Genomic DNA, 21,165 nt, shown 5'->3' with positions numbered 1-21,165 from the left:
CCCCACCCCGCTGCCATACCAACATTTTGCGCTTCGAAATTGCATCCAGTCATAACAAACATAATCAATACCTTAGATGTAATTGAACTCATAAAACATAGACATCATCTTCAATCATGTTACCGCTTGATTTCAGGAGAAGTCATGGGAATAGTCTTCAAACAGGTAGTATTCACCTTGGATCTCTGTGGATCGTGCCACCATCCCCATTTATTGAAATATAAGACAACTGATTTCATGTGATAAATGAATAAATTAAGGTTTTTATAAGAACCTTTACCAAAAACATGGATGATAGTAGCACCAGGGAAGTAGACAATATCGCTCATTGACAAAGCCCGGCGGCACAAATCCACATCTTCTAAATACATAAAATACCGTTCATCAAATCCTCCCAAGTTCGCTAACAACGTGGATTCAACCAGCATAAAACAACCAGAAACTGAAGGAACTGCGAAGGATTTAGTGTAATCAGCACGCTGGATTTCATAAGTGGCATCCAGCTTAGCTCCCCATTTAGGGAAAAAGCGCCGAAGAAACAAATTGGCAGGTGTAGGCAGTAAGCGGCAACTGTATTGGAATCGCCCATCGCTATATTGAATGCGAGGAGAAACAAAGCGGTGTTTTTGGTTCCGCGCAAAATTGTAGAGACTCTCGAGCGCCCCCGAGGTAAAACTGATATCTGGGTTACAAATCAAAAAATATTCACATTCATTCAGATAACGCTTCATTGCCAGATTATGGCCGTAGCCAAAACCGTTATTGGCTTCCGCACAAATATAACTAATGCGATGATTATCTAGTTTTGCAGCCCATTCAGAACCACCGTTATCAACCAAAACTATTTTTTGAACACATTTTTCGCTAAGCAAAGAAAGTAACGTGTCTTCTAGTTGGGCATAGCTATGGTTATACAATACGATTGAAGCAACAATTTGGTATTGTTTTTGTTTTGAAAACATGCCGTATGAAGTTCCTAACCAATAATCATTTAAAAACAATCAGTTACAAGAGTGTGATGGCTGATGTATTATCACTCGTCTATTGGAACGCAAACCGTCACCAATAAACAAAAACATCAAAGGGGATAAAATTATCCCCTTTTATTCCATGCAAACCAAGATCCACCTACTGCAACAGTTTGCGAATCACAGCATGTAACTGCTGGCGCCAAGCGCTAGGTTTAAGATTCAACGCGCAGATCTTATCAGTGTTAAGAACAGAGTATACAGGCCGGGACGCAGGTGTAGGATACTCTTGCGTAGTAATCGGATTCACGATGACCTGATGTGGGTATAGCCCACTTTCAGTAGCCTGTTGGAAAATTATCTGCGCAAACTCATACCAAGAAACCATTGAATCACCACAAAAGTGATAGACACCGTATTCACCTGGTTCTTGCAGCATGGATATTATGGCATCAGCGATATCACCGGCATAAGTCGGGCAGCCTTGCTGATCGCTTACCACGCCAAGTTCACCCCTTTGTGACCCGACGCGCAACATCGTTTTAACAAAATTATTGCCGTACTCGCTAAACACCCAAGCCGTTCTTATTACAATAGTTTTTGGATTAGCCTTCAGCGCAGCAATCTCACCTTCAAGCTTGGTTTTACCATAAATGTTTTGTGGCGAGCAGGGAGCATCTTCGCAGTAGGGTTCTTCCGAACGGCCATCAAAAACATAGTCGGTTGATACGTGTACAAAAGGAATATTTCGTGCAGCAGCAGCTGCTGCCAGGTAGCCAGGCCCGTAGGTATTGATTGCTTTAGCTACATCTGGTTCAGATTCAGCCTTATCAACAGCAGTATAAGCGGCGGCGTTTACGATAACATCGGGCTCAAATTCCGTCACCGCTTGCTCAATCGCATCAGAATCACAGATGTCAAGTTGCTTGCTGTCCAGTGCTAGCAGGCTCCAATCGGTAGGAAACCTATCGCTGAAACAGCGTCCCAGTTGCCCCATAGAACCTGTCAAAAGTACACGCATTAAAAAAGCTCTCTAAGTAATTTACCTTGTAGATCCTTTGGCGATAGCAATGGCTGATCGACTGGCCAATCAATGCCAATTTCAGGATCATTCCAAAGCAAGCATGCTTCGCTAGCAGGATCATAGTACTCTGTGCACTTGTATTCGAAATCAGCAATGTCTGAAATCACTAAGAAACCATGTGCGAGACCTGGCGGAACCCAAAGTTGGTGGTGGTTATCTTCCGACAAGTGAACACCAACCCATTTTTTGTACGTCGGCGAATCGACCCTGATATCCACTACAACATCATAGACCTCCCCACGTACAACTCGGACTAGCTTGCCTTGGGGTTTGATTCGCTGGAAATGCAAACCACGCAATACTCCTTTAGAAGAACGCGAATGGTTGTCCTGAACAAAATCCACATCAATATCTAACATTTCTTGATAGCGGTTTTTTTGAAACGTTTCGACGAAAAAACCACGATGATCACCGAACACTTTCGGCTCAATCAACTTCACACCTGCGACTGGTGTCTCAATCACTTTCATTAGGTAACCTGCTAACTAATACGCTCACCTCAGAGGCCCAAAGGATGGCCGCCTGAACATGCATCCCCAGCAGTCTATCACTACCCACTCGCCCAGTTTTCGAACAGAAACTAAACGAGAATAAATTTTGGATAGCTCAATGAACGCACCGTAGACGAAGGTATCGGAGATTAGCACAATTAATCAAAATATCCGACACTCATCCACAAAAAATAGTCAAAAATTATGTGGCTCATTGAAGGATGAATCATGATATCTCATTGTTATTAAACATATTTTAATTGCAACCAACATAGAAATGGTCAATCGAGCCCTCGTTGGTTACAATTAATTTACATTATGCCATATTTTGTCATTAACGAACTTCGCTATCAACCGGGACGATAACCCCGAGGATTGTTCTTCTGCCAATTCCACGCATCACGCATCATGGCATCCAAATCACGGGTAGCCTTCCATCCCAATTCTTTGAACGCCAATTCTGGAGCGGACCAGCATTCTGCAATGTCGCCCTCTCGACGTGGTACAATTTGGTAAGCTACATTGCGACCTGAAGCCTTTTCAAAAGCATGGAGCATCTCCAACACAGAATACCCTACCCCAGTCCCCAGATTATAGACCGTAAAACCTTGGTGTTCATCGATGTGTTCAATCGCCTTGAGATGACCTTCAGCCAAATCCATGACATGAATGTAATCTCTGACACCCGTGCCATCCTGTGTCGGATAGTCGTCACCAAAAATTGACAGTTTCTCCAGTTTTCCGATTGCCACCTGAGCAATATAAGGCATCAGATTGTTAGGAATACCATTTGGATCTTCACCGATCATGCCAGATTCGTGCGCACCGACCGGGTTGAAGTAACGTAAGGCGGTAATGGAGAATTGCGGTTCTGCTTTAGCGAAATCTTGCAGAATTTGTTCTACCATCAACTTCGACGTGCCGTAAGGATTCGTCGTACCGCCAACGCGTGACGTCTCAGTCAAAGGAACTTGCTCTGGAGTACCGTACACCGTGGCAGAAGAACTGAAGATAAACTTATGCACACCCGCACGACGCATTTCCTCCAACAATACCAACGTGCCAGTGACATTGTTCTGATAATACTCTAGCGGCTTGCGCGTCGACTCTCCGACAGCCTTTAGCCCAGCAAAATGGATCACGGCCGAAATGGCGTGAGCCTCGAAGATACGGTGCAGACACTCAGCATCCAAGATATCGCCTTGGTAGAATTGAGCACTTCTGCCCGCGAGTTTCTCAACGCGACGCAGAGACTCATCGGAAGAGTTCGATAAATTATCTAACACTACGACATCTTCGCCATGTTCCAACAAAGCCAGAACAGTGTGAGAACCGATATAACCGGCCCCACCGGTGACTAAAACCGCCATAAAAACTCCTTACTCGCGCCCCTGGCGCTCAAGATGAACTGTCTTCTTTAAGCAATCAATTGATTTTAAACGAAGCTTGGACTCACGCACGCCTTTTCGATCATAATTGACCATCCATATGTCCCCAGAGTTCCCTTGGTACACTCGTTTTTGGCCAGCAAGTAAACAATCGGCCTGCCAGGAGGCTTTGACCTGGCTCCCTACAAAGAGGCTAAAATATTTAGCCGCGTTCTTGGTTATATCAAGAGAAAACCTCACTGCCTTTCTGAAGCATCCCAAGTGTGTGTGAGACAGAACATGGGGAGTTTAAGCCTTACAAAAAAAAAGAGCTGTTCAAGACAGCTCTACAGTGTGTTCCTTACGCGTCGCACTCAGTTTGACAACAGCGCCAAAATCTCGTCGGTTTTCTCTTGCATCAGCGCAACATCGGCACGAGATTCGACGTTAAGACGCACAACCGGTTCCGTATTGGAGGAACGCAGATTGAAACGCCAGCCTGCGAACGCCATGCTGATGCCATCGGTGTAGTCCACCTCATCGGCATGCGGTAAATAGTGTTGTTTAACGCTTTCGATTGACACGACAGGCTGAGCCAGCTTGATATTGATCTCACCGGAAGACGGGTAGGCGGCAATGCGATCCTGTACCAGTTGCCCCAGAGTTTGTCCCTTCACACTGACCAGCTCAGCGACCAGCAGCCATGGGATCATGCCACTGTCACAATAAGCAAAATCACGGAAATAGTGGTGAGCACTCATCTCGCCGCCATAAATGGCGTCTTCCGCACGCATGCGTTCTTTAATGAAAGCATGACCGGTTTTCGACATCACGGGTACGCCCCCGGCACCGGTGACCACATCGACGGTGTTCCAACTCAGGCGTGGATCGTGGATTATCTTCGCGCCCGGCTGTTTCTGCAAGAAGGCCTCCGCCAGCAAGCCGACGATATAATAGCCCTCAATGAAATCGCCTTTTTCATCGAACAGGAAGCAGCGATCAAAATCGCCGTCGAACGCAATGCCCATATCAGCGCCATGCTCTCGCACCGCATCGGCGGTATCCGCACGACACTCAGGCAGCAGTGGATTTGGAATGCCGTTGGGGAAAGAGCCGTCCGGCTGGTGATGCACCTTGATAAACTCCAGCGGCACACCCCGCGCCTTCAGTTGCGCTTCAATAGCATCGATCACATGCCCCGCAGCACCGTTGCCCGAGTTGATCACTAGCTTCAACGGTTTGAAATTTTTCACGTCTACATAGGACAGAATGTGTTCTACATAAGCCCCTAATACGTCCTGGCGTACGTAGCTGCCGCGCGTTGCTGTCGCTGCTAGCGCCTGAAACTGGTTTTTCTCCGCCAGCTCTTGGATCGCCCGTAACCCGGTATCACCGCTAATCGGGCGAGAGCCCTCACGCACTAACTTCATGCCGTTGTAATCAATAGGGTTATGGCTGGCGGTGACTTCTACGCCACCATCAGTTTTTAAATAGGTTGTGGCGAAATAGATTTCTTCGGTACCGGTTAAACCGATGTCTATCACATCAGTACCCGCATCCTGTAAACCCTTCGCCAGCGCCAACTTCAGGCTTTCACTGGTTAACCGCACATCGCTGCCCAACACGATATTTTTGGGCTTTAAAAACTCGCCATAGGCGCGTCCAATACGATACGCGATGTCCTCATTCAGCTCTTCGCCCAGCTTTCCCCGAATGTCATAAGCTTTAAAACACGTCAATTTTTGCATTACCAAACCCTATTAAACTCTGCCATAGCGATCTTGCAAACGCTCAATATCATCTTCTTCCAGATAGTGCCCCGACCTGACCTCGATCATTTCCAAATCGATTTTTCCCGGGTTTTCTAGCGTATGGACACTGCCCGCAGGAATGAAGGTAGACTGATTTTCCGACAAGAAGAACTCTTGGTCATCAACGTTAACTCTTGCTGTCCCACTCACGACGACCCAATGTTCAGCACGGTGGAGATGGCGTTGTACTGACAAGCCTTCACCTGGCCGGACAATGATTCTCTTCACCTGGAAGTGCGTGCCGCTGTCGATGTCGCAAATCTTGCCCCAGGGACGATATGCGGTGGAATGCTGGCGAAAATGATGAAGATTGCGCTTTTTAAGCTCATCAACCACTTTCTTCACATCCTGCACTTTGTCCTTGTGAGCGATCAGCAAGGCATCATTGGTGTTGACCACGATCAGGTTTTCCAACCCAATGGTCGCCACCAACGCGGATTCAGAGGAAATGTAGTTGTCATTGGAATCGATCGAGATAATGTCGCCCACATTGACATTGCCCAAATGATCTTTCTTAGAAACGTCCCACAGCGAGGACCAAGAACCAACGTCACTCCAGCCAGCATCAATGGGAATCACTACAGCATCACGCGTTTTTTCCATCACCGCATAGTCGATGGAGTCGCTCGGACAGTGTTTGAAGATCGCTTGTTCAACCCGAATAAAGTTCATGTCGCGTTGGCTTTTAACCACAGACTGCTGGGTTGTGTTAAAGATGTCTGGGCTAAACTGCTGCAACTCTTGCAAAAACTTGGCGGTTTTGAACATGAACATACCGCTGTTCCAGCTATATTCACCGCTGGCGAGGTATTCTATCGCTTTCTCCAAACGTGGTTTTTCCACGAATGAATCAACCTTAAAGCAATCATGAGACAAGTGACTGCCGCGTTTGATGTAACCGTACCCGGTTTCCGGATGCTCCGGAATAATGCCAAACGTGACCAGCTGGTTGTTGACCGCAAAAGAGATTGCCGTCTGAATCGCCGCGTGGAAATTATCTACTTTCGTGATCAGATGGTCTGCAGCCAGCACCAAGAGCATGCTGTCTTCGTCTTCTTCCGCTGCAAGATGAGCGGCTAACGCCACTGCCGGCGCGGTATTGCGCCCTACGGGCTCTAAAATAATGTTGGTCGCTAATTGCCCAATTCCGCGCAATTGCTCGGCAACCAAAAAACGGTGTTCCTCGTTGCAAATGACCAGAGGAGCAGCAACTTCGATACCGGTCAGACCCGACAAACGCTGTAACGTTTGTTGCAGCAGGCTCACCCCGCTGTCATCAATAGATAAAAACTGTTTAGGAAACGATTCTCGCGACATCGGCCACAGACGACTCCCAGTACCGCCGGCCATAACCACAGGAATTAGTTTGGACATTATCTACCCTTTACTCAGCCATCGTTCTTACAAGGACGACGCCGCACGTCAGCAGCATCATTCTAAAATTCGTTCGATCATTAACCAATAGTTACACTTTGCGAAAAGCATGTATCCCTCTAACCTACCGTTCCTTAACAGAAAATTATGTATAGAAATAAACCAGGCAAGTATAAATACAGAAGGAACCACCAGCCGATAACATAACGTATTAACGCAAAAAAGAGCAGCATCGTGCTGCTCTTTCAGATTAATGCTCATAGTGAATATATTGCTAACGACTGCGGGCAAAATACTGCGCCACGCGCAGCACATCCTTCTCGTCCAACGTCCCTGAGTCGCTCAGCAAGGTAATCCAGGACTTGATGTAGGCGTACTTGGCGGAGGCCAGATCGCGCTGAGCGCTATAGAGCTGCTGTTCGGCGTTGAGCACGTCAACGTTGACACGTTGCCCGGCCAGCACGCTTTGCCGGGTCGCCGTCACCTGTGTGGTGGCAGACTGTACCGCCAGCTCATAGGCCGCCACCTTGGCGCGGCTGCTGATGCACAGATTGTACTGCTTGCGCAGATCGTTGAGCGTGGTGCCCGTCTGCGCATCCATTTCATACATCGCCTGGCCATAGCGCGCCGCCGCCTGCCGGGTCGACGCCGAAACGCCGCCGCCGGAATAAATAGGCATACTGACCTGCACGCCGATACTGTCGGTACGGTATTTCTGGTTAACCGTGTTATCGCTGCTGGAATCGTTTTCCGAATGCGAAGCATACAGCTGAACCTGCGGCATAAAGCCCGCCCGATTCCTTTCGACGTCATACTTAGCGGCATCCACGCCATGACGCGAGGCGGCTAGCACCGGGTTGTTCTCCAGCGCGATCTTTTGCCACTCTTCAAATTTGGACGGGATCAGCGGCGCCACCTTAAACTTGCCCGGCCGCAAAACCTGCAATTCATCCAGTTGGTTCAGCGGTATGCCGATAATCACTTCCAATTCGCGCTGCGCGGCGTCCAGCGCATCGCGCGCTTCGATTATCTGCGCTTCGGCCAGGCTGTAGCGCGCCTGGGTTTCTGATACGTCGGTAATGGTGCCTTCACCGGCGCTCATCAGGCGATCGTTCAAGGTCAACTGTTCCTTGTAAGCCGCCTTTTGCGCTTCGGCCAACGCGATTTGATCCTTGGAATAGGCCACTTCGACATAGGCGTTAATCACCCTAACAGCAAGATCCAGCAACTTACTGCGATAGCGCTCGTCCGACATCATCGTCTGCGCTACGCCGGCTTTGTAACGCGCGTACGCTTCATAATCGAACAGCGGCTGCGTCAGCGTGATCGAACTGGAATAACTGCGATATTGTTGCCGCCGGGTGACCTCCGAAACATTGCCGAAAAAGTCGCTCTGCGGATATTTTTGCGTCTGCCAATTGCGCGGCGAATTCTGATAGTTCAACGACACTTTCGGCAGCAGCCCCGCCCTGCCGATGTTTTCGTTCTCATCTCCCGCTTCTTTCTCTTTTATAGCCGCCCGGAAGGTCGGGTCCTTTTCTAATGCCAGCGAATATGCGTCTAAAATCCCTATCGAATAAACCGGCGCAGATATCGCAAACAAAAGGGTGCCGATAACCAGACCGGCAGCCTGTCGTTTTGATTGAATCAAAATTATTCCTCGGTTAATGAAGTATGAGCGCGATCCAAAATAGGTTTAAACAGATAGCTCAGCAGTGAGCGCGACCCCGTTTTCACGAACACCTCTACCGGCATCCCCGGCTTGATGTCCTCGCCACTGAGCATCTTCATGCCCTCCGGTGAGACCGTAACCTGCATCTGGTAGTAAGGCTCACCGTTGGCTTTGTCGACCAGACGGTCGGCGGAAACCAATGTGACCGTTCCTGGAATTTTCGGGGTTTTGTTTTGGTTGAAGGCGGTAAACATCAGATCCACCGGCAACCCGTTGTACACCTTATCGATCAGGTCGACTTTCAGGCGAGAATCCACCACCAGCGTCGCCTGGCTGGGTACAACGTCCATCAGGTGGTCACCCGCTCCCACGACGCCCCCCTGAGTGAAGATATTCAATCCGACCACGGTGCCGTCCACCGGTGAGGTGATGGCGGTGTTGCCCAGATCGAAATCGGCCATTTGCAGCTTATTGCGAAACTCACTGGCGTCCATTTGGGTTTGTGCCAGTTGCGTTCTGACCTCGCGTTGATAGTCGGCGAAACGTTGATCGATACGCTGCTGAGATTCTTGCAGCTGCTTTTGCAATTGGCCAATCCGCCCGACAGTTTCATCGATGCTGCTATTCACTTCGGCGAACTGACGCTGAACTTCCAGATAGCGATTGCGTGGCAGGTAGCCGTCCGCAGCCAGCTGCTTCATGCTGTTCATCTGTTCACGCAGGCTGGAAAGTTGGATCTGCTTGTTGACGCGTGAATCCTGCAGGCCTTTCAATTGGAAACGAATCCCGTCCATCGACTGCTTATAACCGTCAATTTCACTTTGCAGCCCCTGGCGGCGGGAAGCGAACAGCTGCGTTTGCAACGCGATAATTTCAGCCACACGCGGCTGATCCTTGATCTGGGTAAAAATGGGAGAAAAAGTGACGCTACTCAGACCATCGCGTTCGGCGAGTAAACGCCCTTCGGTGGCCAGCGTGGTGTAGTACTGGTCGCGCAGGGAATCGACCTGCGCCTGTGCCTGCACCTGGCTCAACTGCACCAGGACTTCACCGGCTTTCACCTTGTCGCCCTCTTTCACCGCGATATTTTTGATGATGCCGCTGGCCGGTGCCTGCACCGTTTTGCGGTTGCCGGAAACGGTTACCGATCCCGGTGATGCCACCCCTTTATCCAGGGGCGCAAACGCTGCCCAAGCCAAAAATCCGAACAGACCAATTCCCACCACCAGCCAGCCCATCCGGGTAAACCGCCGTTCATCCTGTGGGATCTCTTCAATATACGAGTCTTGCGGCTCGCCAATGTGCGTCGACATACCAACTCCTTTAAACTGCGGACGGCAATAAAGCCATCAGGCAATTCACGGCTTAATTAATTTGCGTTTTTGGGATATTGCCTTCATCTGGCTCAGAATTTACCGCCCTCACCGCTTGCTGAGGCTGTTGCGTCTGCGCTTTTTGCGCATTGGCTAACGCCTGAAGCACTTGTTGAGTCGGGCCGAACGCGTTGACGTTGCCATTCACCAAGAGCAACAGCTTGCTGGTCATCGACAGCAAATTGGTGCGATGGGTAATCAGAACCACCGTTTTATTACGTTGCTTGAGGAACATAATGGCCTGGTTCAACGCTTTCTCGCCCGCATCATCCAGATTGGAGTTAGGCTCATCCAAAACCACCAGCGAAGGGTCGCCGTACAGTGCGCGCGCCAGGCCGATACGCTGTTTCTGCCCACCGGACAGCCCAGCGCCACCGTTGCCGAGCACCGAATCGTAGCCGTTCGGGAAACGCAGGATCAGTTCGTGCACACCGGCCAACTTAGCGGCTTCAATGACCTTCTCTGAGTCGATCTCGTTAAAGCGAGCGATATTCTCGGCGATAGTCCCGGCAAACAGCTCAATGTCCTGCGGCAGATAGCCGATATACGGCCCCAACTCATCCTTGTTCCACTGATAGATGTCAGCATTATCCAACCGAACAATCCCTTCACTGACCGGCCAAATGCCGACCAGCAAACGAGCCAGCGTCGATTTCCCCGACGCGCTCGGGCCAATGATCCCCAGCACGTCACCAGGCTGAATGGCAAAACTCACGTTATGCAATACCGCATCGCCTTTGGATCCCGGCGGCGTAGCGGTGACGCCTTCTACGGCAAGCACCCCTTCCGGACGCGGCAAGGACATACCGGTACCACGTTGCGGGTGCGTTTCCAGCAGCTTGACCAACCGGCCATAAGAAAGCTTCGCCGCGCTGTAGCTCTTCCAGACGTTAATAACCTGCTCAATCGGCGCCAGCGTTCGCCCCATCAGAATGGAGCCGGCAATCATCATACCGGGCGTGATGTGCCCATCGATAGCCAGCCACCCCCCCAGCCCCAACACCAGTGATTGCAGCGACATGCGCACAAACTTGGTGATCGACGTGACCCGCGATGCGCGTTCGCTGGCGATGCGTTGGCTGTTCAAGAATCGCTGGTGCAGACCGAACCACCGGCGTTTCAGGTTAGGCAACATCCCTAAAGCCTCGATCACTTCGGCATTTCGCAGATTGGTGCTGGCCAACGTACCGGACATAATCGACAGCTTGCTGGCTTCCGCCAGCGGCTTTTTCGACACCATTTCGTTGATCACCGCCAATGCGATCAACAACAGTGCACCGACCAGGGCGAACAGCCCCAACCAAGGGTTAAAGAGGAATATCACCAACAGATAGATCGGAAACCACGGTGCATCAAAGAAGGCGAACAGCGCGCTGCCGGTGAGGAATTGGCGCAGATTGGTCAAGTCGCTCAGCATCTGGCCGGCGTCAGAAGAACCGTTTTTCAGATTCGCCTCGTAGGCCGCAGTGTAGACTCGCGTGTTGAGACGCATATCCAGCTGACTGCCGATACGGATCACCACCATGCTGCGCACGTATTCCAACAGCGACATCATGCCGAACATGCCCAGCATGATCAGCGTCAGCATCAACAGCGTGATTTCATTACGCGAAGGAAGCACCCGGTCGTAAACCTGGAGCATATAGATAGAAGGAACTAGCATTAATAAATTAATAAATGCGGTAAATATGCCAACGGTCCAAAAAACCTTACTGCGAGTCCGTATAACATCCGCAATTTCATTGCGCGGTATAAATTGATTCACTTTCTGCCCTTACATCATGTGCACTGTCAGTCAAAATCCGCATTGGACTCTTATAAGGAAAATCCTAAAAAGGGAAAAATAAAATAAATCCTAAAGAACCCCCCCCCCAGACATGCTCGAGACTGCAGATACTTTTTCTAACTATAGGTAGAGAAAGTGGATATCAGCAAGGCCGTAAGCAAAAAAAATCGCCTCACGAACTACAGAAAAAAACAAATGAAAACAGTGAGGTAAATAGTAGACAGGGCAACGCGAGTTTAGTACGAAAGGGAATAAATTAGAGATAATGACGTAGTTCACAATTTTCAAAGAATACGGGGTGTTTACACACCCCGTATTATTGATTGACTAACAGTTTCAATGGGCATTATAACCCACTGGAATTCATCCTTACGCGTAGTGCAGAGTATCCACCAATTGCTGGTGGTTTTGCCCTGTCAGGTATACCACGGTATCGTTGAGGTCCAGCGTGTGGTTATCGTTGTTGTCGATAATTACATACGAGCTTGCAGTGTTGCCGCCACCGCTGAATACAACGGATGCCACACCCACTTTCGCCGTCAGCGAGTTGCTGCTATCCAGACCCAAGATACCACCCAACAGGCCGATAACGCCGTTGGTCAAACCGCCCACCAGTGTCCCCAACAACGCATCCAACGTGTCGGCAGAGCGCGTACCGTAGTTCGCTACCGCAGTGCCGCTGGCGTCATCGGAAATAGTCAGGCCGCCATGGTTCACGTCGACAATCGAGTCCTTGAGGCTATTAAAGTCCTTGATGGTCACACCCGCCTGCGTGTTACTCGCCTTGATGTCATAGGTGTTGGCACCTGCGCCACCGGTCAGCGTGGTGTTGCCAATCACGCCCAGGGTATCGGCAGCACTGGAGCCTTCTACGGTCATCTGGTAACCGTTCAGGCCCAACGCCGTCAACACCGGCGCCAACAGGTTGGTGGTAATGACGCTCAGCGGCAGAATGTTCAGCAATTGAACGATGATACCGTCACCGGTACCGCCATGGCTGGAGTCGAGATTCAGACCCCCGGTGTTGGTGGACGCATTGATATCACGCACGTTGCTGAAACCGCTGCCCAACGTCAGATCCAGCGCGTGATCACCGGTCACGTTGATGGTCTGAACCTGCGCATTGGTGCCGGCCAGTGACAGAATGTTGTCAAAGCTGCCGGTACCGCCTGAGGCCACGTTCACCGTGGTCAGAGCGGTGCCCAACAAGGCGCTGCTGCTGCTGTTAAGGGTAATGGCGCCGGCATTCACATTGGAAGAACTCACCGCATCAAAGTTGATATTGAAATGATCGGTGGCGTTCTGCACGAAGGTGAAGTTCAGCGTACTGGCGGAAGTCGCGTCCCCTTTCACTTCCAACTGCGCGGCGTTGCCACCGGCGGCGTTAATGACGTTGACGTTAGCCAGACCGGAGATCACAAAACCTTGTGAGCCCAGGTTGGTGGCCGCCGCGTTCTGCGTAACCGTGCCGCCCGTGGTGCCTTCCACCGTAGATGTGCCGTTGGTCAGGCCAAAGTCAAAGGTGTGGGTCGGCGTTGTGACGCTGGTGGTGGTCGGTGAACCGATTAGCGGAGTCGTAATCAGCGTACCGACGGACTTGCCGATATAGCCGGTCAGGTCAATTTTCTCAAAGTTCGAGAAGTTGTTAGCGTTGCTGGTTACGGTACTGGTGCGAACGCCCAGGGCGTTTTGGTTGGTTACTACAGTTTTGGTGATGAAGTTGGCGGAGATGGAGTCCGTACCCGCACCACCATCAGCCTTAACCGTGTTCGCGACAGTATTCGCCCCACCGGAAACCCCGTTGCCCACCCAGTGCAGGCTATCGTTGCCGGCGCCGAGGTTGAACTGTGCGGTACCGGTAGCAATGTTTGCCGCCGATGTGACAACTACGTCATCCGCACCCGAACTGGCGTTCAGGATGACGTTGCCGTTATTCACGGTGATATCTACACCTGGATTAACACCATTGTCAGACAAGTTGACCGTTGCTGCGCTGGTGCCGTTGATGGTCAGATTCGCCAGATGGTCGGCGAACTTCAGGTTCACGATGCTAGCGGCATTGGCGTTCAGTTGAACATTCGTCAGTACCGCTGTTTCGGCGTTGCTGATTTGATGCGATGTGCCGGTGTTGACGGTGCCGGTTGCGTTACCGCCGGCGGCTGTTGCCGTCAGAGACGCAGCGGTTTTGTACAGCAAGCTGGTACCGATGTCGTATTCAAAGCCATGCTGCTGGGTTACAGTCGTGGCGTCAGTGGCCGTTGAGTTGCGGAGGTCGTTTATGATGGCTTGGGTGATAACCGATTTGTCACTTCCTAAACCACTATAGAGAGCCAATTGTGCTGTGGTAGCGGCAACACCATGTACCAATGTATAGACATGCTGAATAAAAGCATCGCCTGTCAGCTGGGCACCTTTCTGCTGAAACTCACTTGAACTCAACAATTTAGCCGTCAGAGTTGTAGACGTCAGGCTTCCTGAGGAAAGAATTTTGCCCCAGGTATCCAAGGCCTGCGCATCGATTCCACGTCCTGGAACACCTAAATAGACCGCGGCGACCTGCTCTTGAATATTCAATGCAGGCAATTGCCCTGGAGTATAAACGCTAGTAATGGCGTTGAAATGAGCCTGTGCCGTAGCATCTGAAGGCGCAACACTGCCACGAAGTGCTTCGATAATATCTACAACAACACTGCCACGCGTTGCGCCACCGTCAAGTAATGCCAAATAGCTTGACGATTCAGCAGCAGTAGGAGCTCGCTCAAAACCGTACTGGAAAATGCGAGCAACAAAATCTGCATTGCTAAGCGAAGTGAGATAAACACGATCATTAACAAATGTTTGCGCCACCTTATCCAAGGTAGTCACCCCACCGTTCAATGCCCCCCCCCAATAGTTCAAACCAGAGGTGGAAAGCCCAGCGCCAAGTACATGATAAATAGCGGCAACATCAGAAGCCCCTGTACCAGCAGAAGCGGGTACTGATGATGGGAAAAGTGCCGATTTTATTTTTCCATCGAAAAAGCTCTGCTGTGACAGTGTGGCACTGTCGTTTCCAGCGTAATTGGATAGGTCATTGATTATACTTTGAACAATAACACCAACACTGTTTCCTGTAGCCAACAAGGCGTTGACAACCTCAGTGGAAGGCGCAACTCCATGAACATTAGTATAAATAGTTTGAATAACTTCAGCAGGCGTTTTTGCTCCGAAACGGGCAACACCATCAGCAGATGCTATCAACCCATTGATAAATTGCAGATCGGTTTTATTTCCCAACTGGAGTTGCTGCGCAAAATAGTCAATAGTAGATGTGGATGCACTCTTACCTAAAACAGCATAGTAGATTGATGCCGATTCGTATTGTGACACTAGAGAAGCCATAACATCCCCCTTGGATGCATGATTTTACAATCAAAATATTACGACACTGACCAACGGAAGATGTCAGTACAAGTAGTAATAAAGAATAAAAAAACTCTACTGCACCTAAAGAAAAGAAAAGGAATTGATATTTGTCAAGGCAACCGTGTCAAATCAGACGGTAGGACGAGGCATCAAGCAGAAAAGTAAACACCGAAATAATTTCAAATGAAATTTAATTTTTATCACAAAAAAACAGCAAGATAATCTATAAAAATAAAATTATTCCTATATACGTATAACGCAATATCAAGCAATATAGGATAAGTGGCTGATAAGTTTGGGAAAGCCATTCGCATTAATATTCTAAGCATTCATCTTTTACCAACATAAGAATCTGCAATTATTAGCAAAAAGGGGATAATATGAACCATAGACAGTTACTTCGCAGCCTAGCGAAAAAAGCGATGATAACAGCGTTCGGTTTACTCTGCGGGACAAGTACCCATGCTTTTGAAGTGGGTATCAACATGCACGTACGACACTACCCCAACACGGGTGATTACTATCTTAACCTGGCAAAAGAGTATGGCTTCACATCAATAAGAGAGGATTATCCTTGGGCGCAGGTAGAAGGACCTCAAGGGAAATACTCTCTCATCGGGAACTTAGGAAAAGTCGACGCAGTATTTGCGCAAAGTGAAAAAAATTTCGGGTTAAGTTCCATGTTGGTTTTAGCCTATACAAATCCACTTTATGACAAAGGAGGATACCCTCAAAGTGAAGCAGCAATAGATGCTTTCGCCAATTACGCATATTGGACAGCTAAAAGATTCAAGGGAAAAGTAAAATACTATGAAATATGGAATGAGTGGTTAGTTGGGACAGGAGTCAGAGGAGCAAAAAATCCGCCATCTGAAACTGTTTTCTTTGAGCTCGTTAAGAAAACTGCTCTGGCAATAAAAAAAGCGGATCCTGATGCTATCGTGATGACGGGTTCGTTAAACCCATTGAAAGAAAAAGATAATGCCTGGTTGGATAAATTGCTGGATATGGACTTAATGCATTATGTAGATGCTATTTCAGTCCATCCGTATTCTTATCGCAATCCAGATAATGAGATGAGAAAACCTGAAGGTAATTTGGCGGGGATAGATATTTTTGAAGATAAATTAAGAAAAAAAACTGGACGCACAATCCCTATCTATATTACAGAAATGGGGTTCCCAACACATATTGGTGACGGTGGAATATCAGGCAACCTAGCTGCTCAAAATGTCATTAAATACACATTATTAGCCAAGTCACGAGATTACATTAAAGGGATATGGTGGTATGACTTGATTGACGATGGGGCAAATGATAGAAACCGCGAGCATAGATTTGGATTCATTTCACAGAATTTATCCCCTAAACCAGCCGCAACTTATCTTAAAAAGATATCCAGTTATGTCGAAAAATTTCAGGTCGTGCATTACAAACAATCAATCAAAGGGGAAAATAGCATACAGCTAAGTAACGGAGAAGAAAAAGCCGTCATCACATGGGATAACAAGCCCGAAGAAAAAGAAACCAACCTTATTAACAGAATAGCAGGCCTTGCAAAAGACAAAAAAACTTCAGACGTAACACCGTTATTGATCGAAGATAAAAAAAATAACACCATAATCGAGGAAAAAAATGGAACTCCAACTCTCAAGATATCTAATTAAAAGTGATGACTTAAGTTGAGGACATGCACTGGCATGAAAAGCCTTTATATTACAGCCCCCAAAGGGGGCCTTAAAATTGGTTCAACGAAACTTAGCATGAACCAATAGAAAACGGCAGTCAGAATGTTTAGGTTTTTATTCTCCAAAACACACCCTAACCCTTCAAAACTGCCGCCACTATGAATGCTAACCTTTGCCTCCTGTTTTGGAGTTCCTTGTCGTTAATTCATTCTCACATCCTTCTGCCAACACCTTGCTTGTTCTGTAAGTATCCCGATAAAACGAACCATTCATTTTTAGAAATATTCCAACATAGTGATTATCTCCCCTGAGAAGATCACCATGTGCAAAGCCCGATTTACCGAATGCCAGATCATTACCGTTTTTAAGTCTGTCGAAGCAGGACGTACCGCCAACGATGTATGCCGCGAAGCGGGAATGTCTGAAGCAAAGTATGGCGGGATGGAAGCTTCTACTATCAAAAAAATGAAGGATCTTGAGGACGAAAACCGGCGACTCAAACAGATGTTTTCCGATCTCAGTCTTGAATGTCGGGCCCCGAAAGACATTTTCGAAAAAATCTTTAAACCAGTGATGAAGCGGGTGCCCGTCAATTATCTAGCGGCACAATTTGCCATGAGCATCCGCCAGGCATTCGGGACATTATCCCTGAGCAGGACGCTGTATTTTTATCAACCCGATACCGGGCGTGATGAACCGGAGATCCTCACGTTGACTGTACTGGCAGAACGTTATCCGCGATGCGGTTTTAAGAAGTTGTTACTGTTGCTGTGCAGACAGGACAGCAGCTGGAGCCATAAACGTGTTCACCGAATTTACTGCCTGCAGAAACTGAGTTTTCGTCGCAGGGGGAAACTCCCGCCGGTACGTAACCCGACACCACTGGCAACGCCAGGAGCGTCTAACCAAAGCTGGTCGTTGATTGTATACATGATGTGTTGGTCTGTGGCTGGACTTTTCGGACCTTTAATATGGTGGATAATTTTAATCGTGAAGCGATGGCGATAGAAATCAACCTGAATATCCCGGCTCAGCGTGTCGTCCGGGTACTGGAGCGGGGCGTGGCAAACCGCGGCTACCCGCTTAAAATACAGATGGGTAACGAACCAGAACTGGTCTCACTAGCGCTGTCACAGCAGGCCGAATAATATGGAGGAATTCTGGAGATTATTAAACCATGTAAACCGACGCAGAATGCCTTCATCGAACCGTTCACCCAAACGTACCAGTCAGAAATACTTGATTTCAATTTGTTGAACGAGGCACGGAAATCACAGAGCGCAGGCTGACGAAATACAACAGCGAACGGCCTCATGAATCCCTGATAACCTGACGCCGGAAGAGTGTTGGCAGATGGCTGAAAATTCGGAAATCTCAAAAAGCGCGTGGAACTAAACCGGATGTGCTTACAGAATCACCTACTTCATTTAGCCTTGTGTCACAAAGCCATCTTTTTGACAGATGGCCTGATTAATACAGCTGGAATATCTACTACTTAAAAATCAATAAGCACCATCTCTCTTTAAAACAACCGAGATAGTTTTAAAGAGAATAACAATATCATTCCAAAGGGCCCAGTTCTTAACATACCAAGCATCAAAATAAACCCGTGTATCGTAATCAATATCGTTACGCCCACTTACTTGCCATAACCCAGTCATTCCAGGCTTAGCCATATAATAATAGTCCACATCCCCAGCATAGCGCGCTAGCTCATCTTCAATGATCGGACGAGGTCCGACTAAGCTCATTTCCCCAATAAAAACATTCCACAATTGAGGCAATTCATCCAAGCTAGTTTTCCTGATAAAAGCACCAATTTTGGTAATGCGAGGATCATTTTTTAACTTAAAGTCACGTTCCCATTCAGCTCTAGCATCAACATCACTATTGAGAAGCTCATCAAGAACCTCTTTAGAGTTAGTTACCATTGAACGGAATTTAAGACATTTGAATTTTTTCCCGTTATGCCCCACTCTTTCATGCCCATAAATAGGTTTGCCTCCATCTCGTGAAACCATATAAGCGAGAAAAGCAAGAACCGGAGAAAGAATGATCATAATTGCAAGCGAACCAAATATGTCAAATATTCTTTTAGTCAATCTAGATGTTCTCTTCGCTAGGTTATTGCTAACCCTCAATATCATCACTTCATGGCTAAAGATAAATGACATATCGGTTCCATAAAGAGGAACTCCACGTAATGTAGGAATAACAGACACCGAACGACAATTATGTTTTGCCAAATTTTTTAACCAACGATCCCGCAATGCATGCTGCTCAAACTCTAACGCTACAATGAACTGAGTATTTTGAACATCAACAACAGTCCAGAGTTTATCTTCAGAATTAATTACAGGGACACCAAAATAATTATCTTTGCAAGGCTCGTCGATACATACAAATGCAGAGACATCAAATCCAAGAATAACCTCACTCTGCAAAGCAGCATAGGCTTCAAAGGCATTTTTCTTAGAACCGATAATAATCGTTTGTTTTTTCCAGTAGCCAAATTTGTCTAATAGTCTTTTTGTCAAGAATCGACCAAGAGGAACCATACAGATGATCAATACCCACGATAAAAACCACACAGAACGAGAAAAATTCCATTTAGAAAAGGCTACAAACGCTAAATCTAATACAGCAAAAATCAATAGCGTCCGTATAATTTCCTTAAGTTCAAACCAAAATGGTTTTCTATAGGTATAATGCCTCAAACGCACCCAAAACCAAGCCACGCAAACCAACGAAATAATAACCTGAGCTAATATTCGTGTTGAAAGTTGCCCCTCAAGAATAAACTTACCCGCTCCACCAAAATAACCATCAAGGATAATATAAGTAAGATAAAAAGAGAAGTTAAAGAAAAAAAGATCGGAAAGTGCAAGTGAAACCTTTGCTACACCGCCACTGCGGTATGTATGTTTCATTTCCATAAGGTTACCATAAGAAAATAATTAAAAAACATCCATCTTAGATAATGGAGACACATGGAATACGTCAAGAAATAGATGACAATTACTAAAAGAATAGGATAGGGCTAGGCTTCTAGGTATTATTTCAATACATGCTTATAAACACTCATAGTTTGCTCGACCATTTTATCAACTTTAAAGTTTTCGAGAAAAATAGATTTAGCTTGTTTCCCCATAATAGCCCATTCCTCTTTTGTCTTGCTAACTACAATAGAAGATAACTTTTCATGATGAGCGAGATCAAATAGCTCACCATTAACACCGGGGAAAATCATTTCAGGAAAAGAAGTACAATTACTTGAAATAACAGGTGTCCCATAGCTCATTGCTTCCAATGGAACCATCGCAAAACCTTCCCAGCGGCTTGGAATAATTAAAACATCGGCGTACGCAAAATAAGGGGATATTTCATCTGAGGATAACCAACCAGTATAAGTTGTCTGTGGCAATTCGGTATATAAATTGTCACCATGTACAGCCCCACCAATAATAGTCAAATGATAAGGTTTAGAATCTAGATTACTCATCATTTTGATAAGGATATCAAATCCTTTCTGATAATCTAAGCGACCAACAAATAGTAAATTAATAACCCCTGATATTTGATATGGATTCTTAAGAGAATCCATTGAGGCTGGAGCAGGAACCCCATTGTAAACAACATGCAGCTTTTCCTCCTTCAATCCATTTGCTATAGCCGCATTTTTTTCATAGACGCTAACACAAATCACAGCATCAGTAATCGGTAATAGAACTCGTTCAATCGTTCTATAAAATAATTTCTTTAGGTGGCTACCTTCCATTAAGAAAGAAAAGGCGTGCGGGCAATAAATTACTCTTGGTCTATATATAGGATACATTACTATTAAAACTAATCGCCCTAAAACCCCAGCAAAAGTACTATGAAGGTGAACAATATCAGGTTTGGTTTGGCGAATATTTTTGACAAAGTGACTAATAAAAGAGACAAAAGACCTGAGATTACGCCCTGTTCTTTCAAAAGTTAATACAGCACTGGCCGGCAGATGTTTGATTTCATCTTTCTGATTTTCTGGAACCAAACAATAAACTTCACTTACTTTGGGGTTGATAACGTGATCTGATGCAATCAATCGCATAACAGTAGCCACACCACCTTTGATTGTTTCAGCCGCATGAAAGATCTTCATAT

The 21,165-nt window shown here is 47.3% G+C and carries 13 protein-coding genes and 1 pseudogene; 2 read left to right on the top strand and 12 right to left on the bottom strand.

Features of this window, described 5'->3' with window-relative positions:
* Nucleotides 1-119: 119 nt before the first annotated feature.
* The 10 genes from FOT55_RS01815 to FOT55_RS01770 all read right to left on the bottom strand — a co-directional run bounded on the left by FOT55_RS01815 (nucleotide 120) and on the right by FOT55_RS01770 (nucleotide 15,307).
* Nucleotides 120-962, bottom strand: coding sequence for a glycosyltransferase (locus tag FOT55_RS01815; protein WP_072269816.1), 843 nt, complete (start codon nucleotides 960-962; stop codon nucleotides 120-122).
* Nucleotides 963-1,128: 166 nt separating this feature from the next.
* A complete protein-coding gene (gene rfbD, locus FOT55_RS01810; RefSeq protein WP_049205861.1) occupies nucleotides 1,129-1,989 on the bottom strand; it encodes a dTDP-4-dehydrorhamnose reductase in 861 nt (286 codons plus the stop codon).
* Entirely contained in the window at nucleotides 1,989-2,522 is a 534-nt protein-coding gene (gene rfbC / locus FOT55_RS01805) for a dTDP-4-dehydrorhamnose 3,5-epimerase (protein ID WP_049205859.1), read from the bottom strand. The genes rfbD and rfbC overlap by 1 nt, the downstream gene beginning before the upstream one ends.
* Before the next feature lie 371 nt (nucleotides 2,523-2,893).
* Nucleotides 2,894-3,913 (bottom strand): UDP-glucose 4-epimerase GalE, encoded by a 1,020-nt coding sequence (gene galE / locus FOT55_RS01800; protein ID WP_049205858.1) that lies wholly within the window; start codon nucleotides 3,911-3,913, stop codon nucleotides 2,894-2,896.
* A 371-nt stretch (nucleotides 3,914-4,284) separates the two neighbouring features.
* Nucleotides 4,285-5,658 carry a phosphomannomutase CpsG gene (gene cpsG, locus FOT55_RS01795; protein WP_043142826.1) on the bottom strand — a complete coding sequence of 458 codons (1,374 nt, stop codon included), beginning with the start codon at nucleotides 5,656-5,658 and terminating at the stop codon, nucleotides 4,285-4,287.
* A gap of 12 nt (nucleotides 5,659-5,670) precedes the next feature.
* Nucleotides 5,671-7,095, bottom strand: a complete 1,425-nt coding sequence (locus tag FOT55_RS01790; RefSeq protein WP_147823012.1) for a mannose-1-phosphate guanylyltransferase/mannose-6-phosphate isomerase — start codon at nucleotides 7,093-7,095, stop codon at nucleotides 5,671-5,673.
* Nucleotides 7,096-7,369: 274 nt separating this feature from the next.
* Nucleotides 7,370-8,746, bottom strand: a complete 1,377-nt coding sequence (locus FOT55_RS01785) for a TolC family outer membrane protein (RefSeq protein WP_147823011.1) — start codon at nucleotides 8,744-8,746, stop codon at nucleotides 7,370-7,372.
* A gap of 2 nt (nucleotides 8,747-8,748) precedes the next feature.
* Complete coding sequence (locus tag FOT55_RS01780) at nucleotides 8,749-10,080, bottom strand: HlyD family type I secretion periplasmic adaptor subunit (protein WP_025302176.1); 1,332 nt, start codon at nucleotides 10,078-10,080, stop codon at nucleotides 8,749-8,751.
* A gap of 52 nt (nucleotides 10,081-10,132) precedes the next feature.
* Nucleotides 10,133-11,905, bottom strand: coding sequence for a type I secretion system permease/ATPase (locus tag FOT55_RS01775; protein ID WP_025302175.1), 1,773 nt, complete (start codon nucleotides 11,903-11,905; stop codon nucleotides 10,133-10,135).
* A 390-nt stretch (nucleotides 11,906-12,295) separates the two neighbouring features.
* On the bottom strand, nucleotides 12,296-15,307 hold the full coding sequence (locus FOT55_RS01770; RefSeq protein ID WP_147823010.1) for a beta strand repeat-containing protein: 3,012 nt from the start codon (nucleotides 15,305-15,307) through the stop codon (nucleotides 12,296-12,298).
* Nucleotides 15,308-15,711: 404 nt separating this feature from the next.
* On the opposite strand from FOT55_RS01770, the gene FOT55_RS01765 reads away from it, so the two are divergent.
* Both FOT55_RS01765 and FOT55_RS01760 read left to right on the top strand, forming a co-directional pair.
* Nucleotides 15,712-16,998, top strand: coding sequence for a cellulase family glycosylhydrolase (locus FOT55_RS01765; protein WP_147823009.1), 1,287 nt, complete (start codon nucleotides 15,712-15,714; stop codon nucleotides 16,996-16,998).
* A 342-nt stretch (nucleotides 16,999-17,340) separates the two neighbouring features.
* Nucleotides 17,341-18,414: pseudogene (locus FOT55_RS01760) on the top strand (integrase core domain-containing protein).
* A gap of 107 nt (nucleotides 18,415-18,521) precedes the next feature.
* On the opposite strand, the gene wbaP reads toward FOT55_RS01760, so the two are convergent.
* Nucleotides 18,522-19,955, bottom strand: a complete 1,434-nt coding sequence (wbaP, locus tag FOT55_RS01755; protein ID WP_147823008.1) for an undecaprenyl-phosphate galactose phosphotransferase WbaP — start codon at nucleotides 19,953-19,955, stop codon at nucleotides 18,522-18,524.
* A 119-nt stretch (nucleotides 19,956-20,074) separates the two neighbouring features.
* On the bottom strand, nucleotides 20,075-21,163 hold the full coding sequence (locus FOT55_RS01750) for a glycosyltransferase (protein WP_147823007.1): 1,089 nt from the start codon (nucleotides 21,161-21,163) through the stop codon (nucleotides 20,075-20,077).
* Nucleotides 21,164-21,165 lie beyond the last annotated feature (2 nt).

It is taken from the genome of Serratia bockelmannii (assembly GCF_008011855.1).
Taxonomy (GTDB): domain Bacteria; phylum Pseudomonadota; class Gammaproteobacteria; order Enterobacterales; family Enterobacteriaceae; genus Serratia; species Serratia bockelmannii.
This window is presented reverse-complemented; position numbering and strand designations above follow the sequence as displayed.